At 53.2% G+C, this 15,310-nt stretch carries 7 protein-coding genes; all 7 read left to right on the top strand.

Going from position 1 to position 15,310, the window contains the following annotated elements; genetic code table 11:
- Positions 1-307: 307 nt before the first annotated feature.
- Positions 308-3,244, top strand: coding sequence for a protein kinase (locus NTU47_05200; GenBank protein ID MCX6133196.1), 2,937 nt, complete (start codon positions 308-310; stop codon positions 3,242-3,244).
- Positions 3,245-3,273: 29 nt separating this feature from the next.
- The gene (locus NTU47_05205) at positions 3,274-4,806 is read left to right on the top strand and encodes a sigma 54-interacting transcriptional regulator (protein MCX6133197.1); all 1,533 of its coding nucleotides are present in this window, start codon (positions 3,274-3,276) and stop codon (positions 4,804-4,806) included.
- Positions 4,807-5,192: 386 nt separating this feature from the next.
- A complete protein-coding gene (locus NTU47_05210; protein ID MCX6133198.1) occupies positions 5,193-5,795 on the top strand; it encodes a hypothetical protein in 603 nt (200 codons plus the stop codon).
- A 92-nt stretch (positions 5,796-5,887) separates the two neighbouring features.
- Complete coding sequence (locus NTU47_05215) at positions 5,888-7,681, top strand: hypothetical protein (GenBank protein MCX6133199.1); 1,794 nt, start codon at positions 5,888-5,890, stop codon at positions 7,679-7,681.
- A 15-nt stretch (positions 7,682-7,696) separates the two neighbouring features.
- Positions 7,697-9,223: a C10 family peptidase gene (locus tag NTU47_05220; protein MCX6133200.1), complete on the top strand. Its 1,527-nt coding sequence runs from the start codon at positions 7,697-7,699 to the stop codon at positions 9,221-9,223.
- 105 nt (positions 9,224-9,328) lie between these two features.
- On the top strand, positions 9,329-11,410 hold the full coding sequence (locus tag NTU47_05225; GenBank protein ID MCX6133201.1) for a T9SS type A sorting domain-containing protein: 2,082 nt from the start codon (positions 9,329-9,331) through the stop codon (positions 11,408-11,410).
- 25 nt (positions 11,411-11,435) lie between these two features.
- Complete coding sequence (locus NTU47_05230) at positions 11,436-15,128, top strand: YCF48-related protein (GenBank protein ID MCX6133202.1); 3,693 nt, start codon at positions 11,436-11,438, stop codon at positions 15,126-15,128.
- Positions 15,129-15,310 lie beyond the last annotated feature (182 nt).

Below are 15,310 nucleotides of genomic sequence, written 5' to 3' on the forward strand. Positions count from 1 at the left end.
ACTGAGATCTCTTGTGCGATGACCTCATGATTCGTCGTGCGGGCTCTTGATGCCGCCGGGTGGGGGCTACTCGCGAGGCTACACGGAAAGACGTTCATCTTGCCGGATGTTCCCATTTTCAGCACTCTCGAGCATCTGTGAGGATGTGCCTACAACATTTTGTCCGTACTTTTGCACCGGACATTTGTCGGCACTTCCCTGACGTTGACAATCTCCACACATTCCATTACGTTCCTTCATTAGTTCCCTCCAAATGTCGTGCGTCAGGGGTCTCCCAAAACCTGTCTTCCTTCGTGAATAGCACCGCATGATTGGTACGACTGTTTCTCACTATCGCATTCTCGACAAGCTTGGCGGCGGAGGAATGGGCATTGTCTACAAAGCCCATGACCTCAGGCTGGATCGTGACGTCGCGCTAAAATTTCTCCCGCCCGAGCCCGCTCTCGATCCGAAGTTAAAAGAACGTTTTGCTCTTGAGGCAAAGGCCGCGTCATCCATCGACCATCCGAACATTTGCACTGTCTTTGATGTGGAAGAATCGTCTGACGGACGAATGTTCATTGTGATGCCCCACTATGAAGGGGAAACTCTCAAGAAGAAGATCGAACGAGGTCCTCTTCAGCCGGCGGAAGCGATCAACGTTGCGATTCAAATTGCGCAAGGCCTTTCTGAGGCCCATCGGCATGGGATTGTGCATCGGGATATCAAGCCGGCGAACATCTTCATTACCGGCAGCAGGGTTGTGAAGATCCTCGATTTTGGTTTGGCGAAACTCGACGGGTCCTTTGACATCACCAAAAGCGGAAGCAGGCTCGGCACAACCACCTACATGGCGCCGGAGCAAGTGAGGGCGGAACAAGTTGATTACCGGGCAGATATCTGGTCGCTCGGAGCCGTGCTCTACGAGATGTTGACGGGGACAACGCCTTTTGGCGGCGACAATGAAGCAGCTGTCATGTATTCGATCGTGAACGACATGCCGCCGTCAATTCACATACGGCGCCCGGAAATCTCTCGACAGATTGATATGGTGGTTAACCATGCCATCTCGAAATCGAAGGCTGACCGCTATCAGACAATGCTCGAATTTGCCAGCGATCTTGAGGCCTTGAAAAACAGTTCGTCCATCTCAGGAGTGACCATTGCGCAGGCAGCAGCTGCAAAAAGATCCAGAAGTCGGTTTATGAAGGCAATGGTTGCCGTTGGAACGTTGTTGCTGGCGTTGGCTGTCGGTTACTATTTCCTTCAGCCCATCCTTGGTGATGACGCGCTCGCGTCCCACCCGGAGCGCGTGTTGACCATTTCGTTTGAAAACCTAAGCGGTGACACGACTCTCAACTACCTACAGAAGGCAATTCCGACGCTATTGGAGACGCGGCTCGAGCAGTCACGATACCTTCAAGTGGTCACGCAGGAACGAATGCGGGACATTGTCCGGAACATGGGGAAAGGCACGCCAAAGTATGTCGATGCCGAGCTCGGCACTGAGATCTGTCTGAAAGAAGGGATCCGCGCACTTATTATGGGCAGCTTCACCCGTGCAGGCGACTTGTTTGTCTCAAACATGAAGGTCCTTGACCCTACGACGAAAAAAGTACTGAGAGCAGCCGAATCAAAAGGAAAAGGTGTAGAGAGCCTTCTCGCAAGTCAGATCGATGAACTGAGTAAAGCCGCTGAGAGTGGAATCGGCCTGTCACAGCGCAGGATTCAAGAATACGATCGTCCCGTGGCACAGTTGACAACAGAGTCGCCTCAAGCACTTGCCTGGTACTTGAAAGGAAAAGAGGCCGAAGGCAACTACGAGTGGCAGGAGGCAGCAAAGTGCTACCGGGAGGCCGTGAGATGTGATTCATCGTTTGCCGCAGCGTATTGGAGTATCTATACGTGCGAGGACAACGCGGATAATCCCACGATGGCCTTCGAAGCTTTGAGGAAGGCGAACGACTGGCAATGGCGAGCCTCCGACAAAATGCGTCTGCTAATTGAAGCCGATTACGCCGGTTTCCTTGAGAACAACAAAGAGAAAAGATTCTCCATCCTAAGTGAAATCGTGAAGCGCTACCCATACGAACGAGAAGCGTACAAATCGCTCTTCTACGTGTACGTGGCAAAAAGAGACGCAGTTCAAAAACGAGCCATGTTAAACAAAATCGTCGAGCTCGATCCTACGAACGAGATGGCGCTAAACGAATTGGCAGCTCAGACAAGCGATACCACTCTTGCGTTTTCCTACCTCCGAACAGTCGTGGAGACTCATCCAAAGAACACCAATGCCCTTGATACGTGGGCTATGACGTATTTCATGGTCGGCAAGTACGACGATGCGCTTAACAAATTGAGGGAACTTGCTCAGCGAAGCAAGCAAGGCGAACGCCCTCTCTGGGGAATTGCGTATATCACAGCCTGCAAGGAAGATCTTGATGGAGCTGTTTCCGCGCTTGAACCTGGCCCAAGCCTCTCGCGCGGACTCTTTGAGTACTTCCGAGGGCGGGAAGAAACAGCACTCCAGAATTTTCGACAAACGAGGGGCACAAACGAGGCGAAGCAGGTCGAAGATATTGCCCGTCTCGTTACCGGATGGATTCATCTCGAAAAGGGACGATTCAAGGAAGCCCGAAAGCAGTTCGAAGTCTATGCGGATTCTGCAGACAGGCACGGAGCGCTAGCGAAAACACCGTTCGGACGAGATAAGAACCCGTTTTATCATTTCTCATTGGGGTATTTGGATCTTGCAAGTGGAAACCTCAAGGGCGCTAACGAACATCTCGACGCACTGCGAATGGACACGCTCAACCGCCGCATAGATCACAACACCCGAGTTGTGAAGCAATACCTGAAAGGGGAAATCCTGTTGGCGGAGGGAAGCACGCGCGAAGCACTGGACAAAACTCAGGGACTCGAGCCCGGCATTGATGGAAACATCAGCTACGAATCGGACATGATTCGCCACAATATCCCGCTTTCATTCCGGGATCTTCGAGCCCGTGCCTGGTTCAACGTCGGAGTCATTGATTCCGCGATTGCCACATATGAGCTGCTCATGTCGACACACTCCGGAGGAGGCAGAGTGAATATCACTTCCCCGGTATTCCATCTGCGACTTGGAGCGCTCTACGAACAAAAGGGAGAACTGGAGAAGGCCAGAGGTCAGTATCAGACTCTTCTGCGGATTTGGAACAATCCTGAAAAGAACCTGCCGGAACTTGCCGAAGCGAAGTCCCGTTTGGCGAACTTGCGGAAGTAAGTGAACTCTTCGAGTTTTCTGGAGTGACTATGACTGTAACAGCTGACCCCGCTTCGCTCCTTGAACGCGTCCGCGAACTCGAGCAACTGAACCAACTTGCTCAGGCGCTGAGTTCAACCCTCAGCGTTGAAGAATCGCTCGACACAATTGTTCGTTCGTGCCTGACGCTCTGCAGCGCTGAGCGGGCGGCAGTTGTCCTTTTTGACAATGGGACGAAGAAGCCTGAGACTCTTGTTCGTTGTGCAAATACAGCTGCGGACGGGATTGATCATATGATCAACGATCTGGTCGCAGGGTGGGTTCAACGACACAAGGAGCCGCTTGTCACGAACGATGTCCTTCTGGAATTTCGATTCCAGGAACCCTCGGCGCGCATTCGGAGACTTGGTCCGGCTCTGGCCGTCCCCCTCATGGACCAGGGAACAGTTTTCGGAATGATCAACCTCATTAATTCGCGGGATGGAAACTCATTCTCATCGAATCACCTGAGGGTGGCTGGTATCATCAGCACGATCGCAGCCCAATATATTCACCGCGCGGAAGTACATGAATTCCAGAGTGAGCATATTCAGCAGCTGAAATCAACCCTTACCCGAGAGCGAGGTGTTCATTCGATCCTCGGCAACAGCAGGGAAATCAAGGCAGTCATCGAGACGATTGGTCTGGTTGCTCCCTCGTCAGCGAATGTTCTTCTAATAGGGGAGACTGGAACAGGCAAGGAGCTTGTTGCGAAGGCGATTCACTATGAGGGGCAGCGTGCGGACAAACCGTTCATCGCCGTAAATTGTGCTGCAATTCCACATGATTTGTTCGAGTCGGAGCTCTTTGGTCACGTGCGTGGCGCATTTACGGGGGCAACGGATGCGCGTGCAGGAAGATTCGAGCTGGCAAATGGCGGGACGTTGTTCCTGGACGAAATATCGGAGATGCCGCCGGCGCTGCAACCGAAGCTGCTGCGCGTCCTCGAAGAGAAGAAGTTTCAGCGAATCGGATCGTCCGACCAGATTACCGTCGATGTCCGGGTCATCGCCGCGAGCAGCAAAGACCTCGCCCGGGCCAGCCAGGCTGGAGAATTCCGGGAAGCATTGTTCCATCGGCTCAATGTTGTCCCCATCACGCTTCCCACGCTTCGGGAGCGCGTTGAGGATATCCCCCTTCTTGCAGAAGCATTTTTAGGAGAAATCAGTGAGGGTTCCAAGCGCTTCACTGCGGAGGCGCTTGCACTGCTGAAGACTTTCGAGTGGAAAGGAAACGTGCGGGAGCTACGAAACGTTGTCGAACGCATCTCCATTCTTGCCAGGGAGCGTGAAGTTGGCACTTCAAGCGTTCGGCTGTTTTCGTTTGGCGCTGATGCAGGAATCACGCCTCGCCTTACATCTGCTTTCCGCGAAATGCTCCACGTGTCGGATCGAGAAACAAATATCCCTGATCGCGTGGAGAAGGAACTCATCCAACTTGCCCTCAGAGAGTGCTCGGAAAACGTTAGCCAGGCTGCGCGTTTGCTGGGCATCGACCGGATGGCGCTTCAACGGCGCATCGAGAAATTCGAACTGAACACGTAAACATCGACTTCATTCCGCCTCTTTTAGCTTTCATTCTCTTCCCGTCAACAGATTGTTTCGATCGATTCTGAGCACCCCCTTTGCTCGGAATCGTTCACTGTCGATACCCCGGCCTCAAAAACCAGTCGTTTTGCCCCATTGAAGAGTGGCACCCGCCTTGAGAAGTCTTGGAGCACTATCTAGGATTCTTCTCTGAGTTCTTTCGTGATGTGTCAATTACTCGCACCGTCGCCGGGCATTCCCTATATCATAACCTTTGTCGAATAACCGTCGGGGGCGATGTGTAGTAGTTCACCGGGGGGGAGTCCGCTGTGCCCCGTTATGCACGCATACCAGCAAAATGTCAACTAGCATTCCGATCAGTTCCCAAAAATGGAGGGCTGTAAATGAAACAGATAGCATTGCCTCTTCTCATTCTTGTTCTCCTGGGACCTTTGTCTCTCATTGCGCAACAAGAGATGCAGGATGTAGTGTATCTGAAGGACGGATCGGTGATCCGTGGCATCATTGTCGAGCAGGTTCCTGGAGTAAGCCTCAAGATCAAAACGCGTGACAGTAACGTTTTTGTCTACAAGATCGCGGACGTTCAGAAAATGACAAAAGAAACCTCTACGGATGCGAGGGAACTCAGAGGGCGGGGCGAAAAATCGCCCATCCTTGCACTCGGTCTCTCTTTGCTCGTTCCCGGAGGTGGACAGTACTACAATGGCCAGAATGTCAAAGGGGCGATTATGACAATCGTGTCCGCGGGCGGGGCTGTTGTGATGGTGACAGGAGATCACCATGAAGCACCATACGGACTTCTGGTCTATGCAGTGGCGGCTGTCTGGTCGCTCATCGATGCGCCGATCGCGACAAACCTCATCAATCAAGAAAGGGAGAATTCCTATGGGCACCTCCTTGAACTCAAGACGAGGGTGGGACTAGCCGGTATGGATCTGGCTGTGAGTTCCAGTGGGGTTGGAGCCAAGATCGTGCTGCATTTCTGACGAACCCGTTAGTCAGAATTCCATCGAGATCACTACATAGTTGAGATCAATTCTGCTCGTTGTGTACCCTGGCAATTCTAAAGGAGAATGCTATGCATACCGCATGGAGAAGTATCGTAATTGGTTTCCTTCTGATTCTCGTCGTCGCCCTGTCCAATGCCCAGGTTCCAAAGACCATGAGCTATCAGGGTATGCTCTCAGACGGAACCGGCAAAACTGTAGGCGATGGTACGTACAGTCTCACATTCAAGCTGTATGATGTGATCACTGGAGGCACCGCGCTCTGGACAGAGACGCAAAGCGCCGCCGTGAGCAAAGGTGTCTTCAGTGTGATACTCGGCAGCAGTACCGCATTGAACCTCGCCTTCGACAAACCGTACTTCCTTGGGGTCTCGATAAATGGAGCAGCCGAACTCGTGCCGAGAATGCAGTTGACGAGTTCTGCGTACGCGCTCAATGCGGACAAAGTGAAGGGAACAACCAACGTGTTTCCTTCTGAAGGAAACGTTGGTATCGGAACAACGACTCCCATGGGAAGGATGGAAGTGAAAGACTCCCTTGTCATCTCCGGCAATGGAATAGAAGGAGGTCAATTGAGTTTGCTTGACGGCGACCGTCAAGGAGGATGGGAATTTGACAACTATGGCACCAGTGGAAATGAGCAGTTGAGGATCTTCCGCGGGAGGGGGTTCAATGACATCTTTGATGCATTTGTTCTAAGGCCGACTGGGAACATAGGAATCGGGGTTTCTGACCCGGAGACGAGGCTTGAAGTGGCTGGCATCATCAAGTCGAAAACCGGAGGTTTCAAGTTCCCGGATGGCACCGTTCAGACCTCAGCGGCCACAGATGTTTCGGTGCCCCTGAGACTCGCGGGCGCGCTTGCCTATACCTCCATCATATCCCCTCCCCCACCCAAAGCAATCTTGACGGCATTGAACAATGGCTTTTACTACGGGGTCGAAGGATCTATTACTTCAACGAATGGGAGAGCTGGATTGCACGGCTATTCTGATGCGGCCACAGGCAGCGGCCTAGGTGTGTTGGGTGAAAGCGACGCTGATCAGGGCGTTGGAGTTAGGGGAAATGCGGGTAACACGGCGATTGCCGCCTTGAATTATGGAGGTTACTTTCAGTCGTCTGGTGGAAAGGGAATCGGTGTGCTTGGGATTGCTGCTTCCGCCGGGCCTGGTGCCTCCAATTATGGGGGCTACTTCGCGGCATCTGGTGGTAAGGGAATCGGTGTGTTCGGAACGGCTACGGGTGTCGCGACGGGGGCAACATACGGTGGATACTTCGAGGCCACCAAAGGTGATTCTGGAATCGGTGTGTATGGACATGGGAGCATTTGGGGAGCGAAGTTCTTCGGCGAGCAAGTTGGTATCTATGCGAATTCATATGTAGCAGGCAGTTTCCAGGGCAAGGTGCAGATTCTAGGGCGCCAGAGTGGTGGTTTGGTCATGGAACTTGGTGAGGGGCTCGACTATGCCGAAGGGTTTGACGTCACTGAGAATTCAGCTCTTCCACCGGGAACTGTCCTCGTGATCGATACCGAGAAGCCGGGAAATTTGAAAACGAGTGAACAAGAATATGACACGCGCGTTGCTGGAATCGTGTCAGGGGCGAAAGGGCTTGGAACTGCAATTCGTGTCGGTGGGAATGATTTTGACGTTGATGTCGCACTCGCCGGGCGGGTGTACTGTAACGTCGATGCAACTGAGCAAGCAGTCGCACCCGGGGACTTGCTTACGACGTCATCCGTCGCAGGATACGCGATGAAGGTCACCGATCATCAGAGGGGTCAAGGTGCGATCCTCGGGAAAGCCATGCAACCTTTGGAGCGGGGGAAGAAGGGGCAGATCCTTGTTCTGGTAACGCTGCAATAGTGCCGTGGAGGACCTATGAAAAACAAATACGTGATTGCCTTGGTTGTTTTGAATCTCCTTATCGGCGCAAACGAACAACTCAATGCTCAGATCGCGAGCAAGGATGAAGCGACCATCGTCGCTCGAACCTGGATCGCTGTTATCATTAGAAAATTCGGCGACTGGGGTGGGAACAAACAAGCTTCTGTACAATCCGTACGGGAATTCACGAGAGGCTCGAGACAGCTTGGCTATTTGATCGACGTGAATCCATCAGGCCACATTGTTGTGTCGCTTCGGAAAGAGTTTCTTCCCATCGCGGAATACTCGGCAACGAGCCGATTGGATCCGACGTCAGATGTCGGCTGGGTTGATTTTATCAAACTGAGCGCCGAAAGGGATCTCAACGCGGTGGAAACAAATGTGGGCTCGGTCAAGACAGCCTCAACGCAAAGCGTCACCCAACTATTTGAAGCCGACAACAAGCCGCTCTGGAATGCGTTGCTGACGGGGACGATTCTGGAAGACCAACATATGACGCATCGCCAAAAAGTTGAAGACTACACCGAGGGCGAATCGCTCGTAACGTCAACATGGAATCAGGGCTGGCCCTACAACGCGGAGTGTCCGGACAAAGGTTGTTCGAGCTCATCCAATAATGGACACGCTGTTGTGGGTTGTATTGCCACCGCTGCTGCTCAAATAATGCGTTACTTCTGCTGGCCGCCGTACAAGACCCGCAGCGCCGGACTGGGCCTGATCGAGTGGACGGGTACGCCATATGATTGGGCTAATATGCCCGACAATCTCATTTACAATGCTCCAGGCGACCAAGTGATGGCCGTTGCCACCCTGTGCGCAGATATTGGCAAAGCTGCCGACATGGACTATGGTTGTGATGGATCAGAAGCCTGGCTTTACAACACTACCTCGTTCACGAATTACACCACCATGCTCGACGCCTACAAAGCTTTCGGCTATAATCCCGATGTGGAAGGAGAGCTTCGGGGGTTCAGGAGCAGCTCTGATTGGAGCAGTATGCTCAAGAACAACATCAATGCGAACCGTCCTTTGCAGTATAGTATTGAAATGGATGAGGGGGGACACTCGATGGTATGCGATGGGTGGCTTGAAGGTCCCGGCGAAACCCTCTTTCATATGAACTACGGTGGGAGTGTTGCTGCCGATGGTTTTTGTCCAATTGGCAACATATCTGGTAGATCATCGACAGAAACGGAAAGAGTCCTGATAAATATCCGGCCGATAAACCCTGTTGGAACTTGGGTCCAGGGAACGTTCGACGTTCCGTACTACAAGTATCGCAATTTCGATCGCTCCGCCACAGGGCATGCGGCGGAATTCTCAGCCGGCCAGAAACTGCATTTCATTCCCGGCGTCAGTCTCAAGAACTCATCCCAAGGGACAGATATGATAAAGTTTTATGGCTGGAGCGATCGACCGACAATAATATTCACCCAAGGCACTGAGTCTCGGGGTATTCACCTGATGAGTGGTCATATCTACTTGTACCCAGATGGTAGTTTCAGATTTCCGAAGAGGTGAAACATAAGGTCGCAGCAGAAATCTCGCGGTTCATGGAATTCAAGCAATCCCGGAAATTGTGTCTGGGCTCTAATACGGGTATAGCTATGACAGAGGACTATTGAGATGAAAAACTCTAGAGCATTTATCAGCGCACTTAGTCTCGCTTTCGTAATCGTTAGCTGGTCGCAGGCGCAAACACAGTATGCGCTCGATCGGTCCACGTTTGGCACTGCAGGGGGCGAAATCTTGGGGGGCGGGTATCGGCTTGCTGGAACGGTCGGGCAACCGGCAGTGGGATTGGCAAGCCAATCCGCCATGACTCATATGGCAGGATTTTGGTGCCAAGCTGGTTCGACGGTTATCACACCGCCTTCGCCGCCAACACTTTCTTATCCCGCTGACCGCTCTCAAAGTGTCCCTGTCACAAACACTTTGTCCTGGTTCAAATCGGCTGGGGCAACGTCATACAGGCTGCAAGTTTCAATCGCTGCCGATTTCTCGAGTACTGTAGTGGATAATGCAACGATCACAGACACACTGAAGACCATCGGGCTACTCCTCAATTCGACAACGTACTACTGGCGGGTGAGCGCAACGAGTGGAACGGGTACGAGCGCGTACTCAATCGCCTGGGCATTCACTACAGTTGGAGGTGCCACCCTGGGCGGGTCGCTGGCTGTGAGTGATGGTGCTGGTGGAACACAGATACTTCAGTTCGGAATCGATCCCTCGGCGTCGGATGGGATCGATGTGTCGTTGGGAGAGGTGGAACAAGCACCGATTCCTCCTTCAGGTATCTTCGATGCGAGGTTTGTCGGAGATGACATTGGAGTGAACCTTGGTCAAGGGCTGCGAAAGGACTATCGGCAAGGCTCACTGACAGCCACTGCTGTCAAGATTCATGAAATCCGGTATCAGGTCGGCAGTGGGACGAGCATCACAATAAATTGGAACTTCACTGGATCGGCGCTCACCATCAGCGGCACACTTCAGGATCTGGTTACAGGTTCGATCGTGAATGTGTCTATGAGTGGAACGGGTAGCTATACAGTGACGAACCCCGGGAGCATCTCGAAGCTCAAGATGACGGTCAGTTATGGAATAACAACGAAGGATGTGACTGTCAACTCCGGTTGGAACATTGTTTCTGTTCCGTACCAGGCAACAGACATGAGCGTTTCGGCCCTTTTCCCGGACGCATCGCCGCCGGCATACGGGTTCAACAATGGATATTCCTCGGCCACAACTCTTTCTCCCGGCAAAGGCTACTGGTTGAAGTTCCCCGCACCGAGAACCTATAGGTTGGTGGGAACGACCATCCGGCCATCTACCATAGCGGTCAATGCTGGATGGAACATGATCGGCGCTCTGGATTGTGAAGCTACAACATCATCCGTCACGAGCACACCGTTGGGGATTGTTTCTTCTCCCTATTACGGTTACAGCAACGGCTACACCACTGCGACGATGCTCAACTCTGGAAAGGGGTACTGGGTGAAAGCTTCGCAGGCCGGGACACTCAACCTGCAATCTGCGGGCGCAAATGTCGAAGGCGATCGCATCGCATCAACGTCCTCCTCTGCGGTTAGTAGAATCGCGATACAGATCGAGGACAACAGCGGGCGAACTGGAACGCTCTATCTGTCGGAGGGGAGAGGTGGGGAGGAGCTTCCTCCTGCCCCACCGGTTGGTGTTTTCGATGTGAGGTTCAGCAGCAACGCGATCATGGAAGCGCTTGGATTGGACCATCACAAGATTAGGTTGAACTCAGTTGACTATCCGATCACACTGACCGCTAAGGGAGTCGAAGGGCAAGAGATGTGGATTAATGACGACATGGGAGGTTCAATTGTGAATGAAAGATTGCAGGAGGGGAAGACGATTGTGATACACCAGAAACTGTCTGCGTTGGTATTGAGTGAGAGAAGAGATGCATTGCCAGAGAAGTTCGAGTTGTTCCAAAACCATCCCAATCCGTTCAATCCGAGCACAACCATCCGTTATGCGCTGCCGGAAGGGGGGAAGGTCCGACTGGTAGTATATAACGTGCTTGGAGAAGTTGTCGCAGAGCTGGTCCATGGCGAACAGGAAGCGGGGCAACACCAGGTTCAATTCAATGCGGTGAACCTTTCATCAGGTGTGTATCTCTACAGGCTTGAAACAGGAACCTTTGTGTCTGTAAGAAAACTCGTCGTAATAAGGTAGCTCTACAACAGGGAGGAACCATCCTATGCGTCACACAATCGCGCTCCTGACAATGCTATTCCTGGTTGCAGTGCCCGTGCTGGCACAAACGCCTGCCGTTGAAGTCATCCTCACCGTCGCTGACGGAGCAGGAGGAACCCAGCAGCTCAGATTCGGACTCGATCCTTCTGCAACAGATGGGATCGATGCCGGCCTGGGGGAACTTGAACTCCCGCCGACACCGCCGACAGGGGTGTTCGATGCCCGGTTCATTGGTGGCGATATCGGATTGAGTCTCGGGCAAGGACTGGTGAAGGATTTTCGATTGGGCTCGACGTCGACTTCAGGAATCAGAACACATGAACTACAATACCAGGTTGGCGGTGGAACAAGCATCACGTTGACCTGGAACCTGCCGTCAGGTGCAACCGGAAGACTGCAGGATGTCATACTTGGGTCGCTGATTGATCAGCCGATGAGTGGCAGTGGGAGCTATACCGTGACGAACCCCGGAGCGTTTTCGAAACTCAAGATGACGGTGACCTATGCCTTCGTAGCGACCAATCCGCCCACGGCAACGACGGGATCAGCCTCCAGTCTCACGACAACCGACGCGCAATTGAGCGGGACGGTCAACCCGAACGGTGCGAACACCACGTACTATTTTGAGTACGGCACAACGACGAATTACGGTTCGCAAACCAGCAATGCAAATGCGGGGACGGGGACAGCTACAAGCAACGTCACCGCCACACTTACCGGTTTAAGTTCAAATACGCTCTACCACTATCGCCTTGTAGCGACGAATACCTCAGGGACAAGTCGTGGGGGCGACATGTTCTTTACTACAGCACAAGTAGTCCTCGCTCCAACGGTGACAACGGGTCCCGCCACAAATGTCACTGTCTCGGGGGCACAACTGACTGGATCAGTAAACCCGAATGGTGTGAGCACGACGTATTACTTCGAATATGGTGCGACGACAAGCTACGGATCGCAGGCCACCACCACCGATGGAGGCTCAGGATCAAGTGCATCGAATGTTGCTTTTACACTTGCCGGTCTAAGCGCAAGCACCGTGTATCACTATCGCATTGTAGCAACGAACAGTGCGGGAACGAGCCGCGGGAACGATATGCTGTTCACAACGTCACAACTCATCTTGGCACCCACGGTCACAACCGGCTCTCCGTCGAGCATCACGGCAAGCGGGGTACAAGTGAGCGGCACAGTCAATCCGAATGGAGCGAGCACTACCTACTACTTTGAGTATGGAACTTCGGCAACGTACGGTTCCCAGACTGCCAGTACGACTGCGGGATCTGGTGCAACGGTGACGAACGTCAGTGCGACGCTCTCCGGCCTCAGCGCAAACACGTTCTATCACTACCGGATCGTGGGTGCAAACAGTGCCGGTACGAGTCGTGGGAACGATATGACATTTACGACGGCGCAAGCTTCCACACAAATTGCGGCTGTTGATGTGCTCCTAATCGTGAGTGATGGTGCCGGAGGAAGCCAGCAACTGAGATTCGGCGTTGATCCCGCAGCAACCGATGGGGTGGATGCTTCTTTTGGGGAGTTGGAACTCCCGCCAACACCGCCGGCCGGAGTGTTTGATGCGCGGTTTGTTGGCGATGATATCGGCATGAATCTTGGTCAGGGGATGGCAAAAGACTATCGCCAGGGTACTGCTACGATGGCTGGAGTGCGCACACACGAGCTGCGCTATCAGCTTGGTACCGGAACAAGCATCACGATCACATGGACTCTTCCCACCGGAGTGACCGGTCGTTTGCAGGATGTCATCCTTGGAACGCTGATTGATCAAGCAATGAGCGGAAGCGGTAGTTACACAGTCACAAATCCAAGCGGATTCTCAAAGCTCAAGATGACGGCAACCTACGTTCTGAACCCGGTGACGGCGCCGACGGTCACGACGGGATCTGCGACAAATACCACGGCCAGCGGAGCGCTGGTAAGTGGATTCATTGATCCAAAGGGGGCAACCACCTCCTACTATTTTGAGTATGGTCCGACTGTCAACTACGGTTCCCAGACGAACGCGGCAAATCTTGTGTCCGGGTTGGCGGCGAGCAATGTGAGTACTGCGCTTGTCGGCTTGAATTCAAACACGCTCTATCATTACCGCTTGGTAGCCACGAACAGTGCCGGGACGAGCCGTGGAAACGATATGACGTTTACGACCGGCATCATAGCTCCGCAGCGTGTTGCACTCGCCTTGCCTTCAAATGGGACGATGAATCTTTCAACAAGTCCTGTGCTGAGCTGGAATGCCTCCGCAGGCGCAACCGGATACAGGCTAGAAGTCTCCACGGCGCCAGATTTTTCTGCTCTCGCCTACAGCCGCGTCCTTGCTGCCACGTCGCAACAAGTATCCGGACTGGATTTCTTTTCGACCTACTACTGGAGAGTGACTGCATCGAACTCAGCAGGTGCGAGCGCCGCCTCTGACGCATGGCTCTTCACAACGAGTGGAACGACGAATATTGTCCCAAAACGGGTCTGGACGAGCCAGACTTCAGGAACTACGCAACATCTCCAGGGCGTCTGTGCGGTCAACGAACTGGCTGCATGGGGATGTGGACTCAACGCGACTATTCTCAAGACGACTGACGGAGGTTCGCATTGGACTTCGATCCAGGGTCCCGACCCGTCTATGTCGTACTACGCTCTCACTGCCATCGATGAGAATACGATTCTTCTGAGTGCCGAAGTAATGCATGGTAGTGCTTACACTGCAAACATCGTGAGGACGAGCGACGGAGGCGCAACGTGGTCAAAGACTTTCGAACAAGAAGGCGGATGGATCAACACGATTGACATGTTCGATTCGCAAAATGGCATCGCCATAGGAGATCCACTCGGAGGAGCGTGGACGATCATGAAAACCGGTGACGGCGGTAGGTCGTGGCAGTCCATCGCGGTACCGCCAACAGCGATCACTGCAGAATATGGCGCTGCTGTCAACAACACGTTTTGGATTGGTGGACAACTTGGTTGGTTTGGGACATCCAAGAACCGCATCCTCTCTACGACAGATGGGGGTGCTTCCTGGTCGAGCATCTCGGTGCCTCAATTGGCTGTAGTCGGGAGTATTGGTATCGTTCCCTCCGGCGCTATGATTGTCTGTGGACCGAGGACAGTCCTGCGAAGTTCCAATCAGGGGCAGGCGTGGGAGTCTCTTGCGTTTCCAGGAACACCATCACTAAGTCAGTTCGCAAGAGTCTCTGCGGGGACGCTCTGGCTTTCAGTCGGTAATTCACTCTTTAGCAGCAGCGACGCGGGCACAAATTGGCAGGCAGCGGGATCGCTCCCCACAGCGATCAAAGCCCTTGCAGTCAAGGTCCAGGGATCAAAGGAATACGGCTGGGTGGTTGGGGAAAGCGGTGCGATCATGAAGTATCAGGTCGTATACACGGGTATTTCCGATCCGAAAGTGGATCAAGTCCCGATCGGGTTTACTCTTGACCAGAACTATCCGAATCCGTTTAATCCAAGCACAGCGATCAGCTATCAGCTCTCAGCGCTTGGCTCGGTAAAGCTCAAAGTGCTTGACATGCTCGGTCGAGAAGTCGCAACTCTTGTCAACGAGACAGAGTCAGCTGGACATCACATCGTGCAGTGGGACGCTTCGGGAATGGCGAGCGGTGTGTACTTGTATCAACTCACGGCCAGCGAGTTCGTGGCGACCAAGAGAATGATCTTGCTCCGGTGAAATCTAAAACGGTAGCTTGTCCGCGGTTCATCCTGCGGGCACCGAAGGGAGGTCGACCTGCCGCCGTTTCTGTTCCTCAACGTCAGGCGGGACTTTAAGTTCAACCTACTTGCGAGCGGGAAGAGTCTTTCATACTTCTGCCAGATGTGGAGAGAACGCGAAGAATCGCGCCTATTTCTAGA

It is taken from the genome of Ignavibacteriales bacterium (assembly GCA_026390595.1).
Taxonomy (GTDB): domain Bacteria; phylum Bacteroidota; class Ignavibacteria; order UBA10030; family UBA10030; genus UBA9647.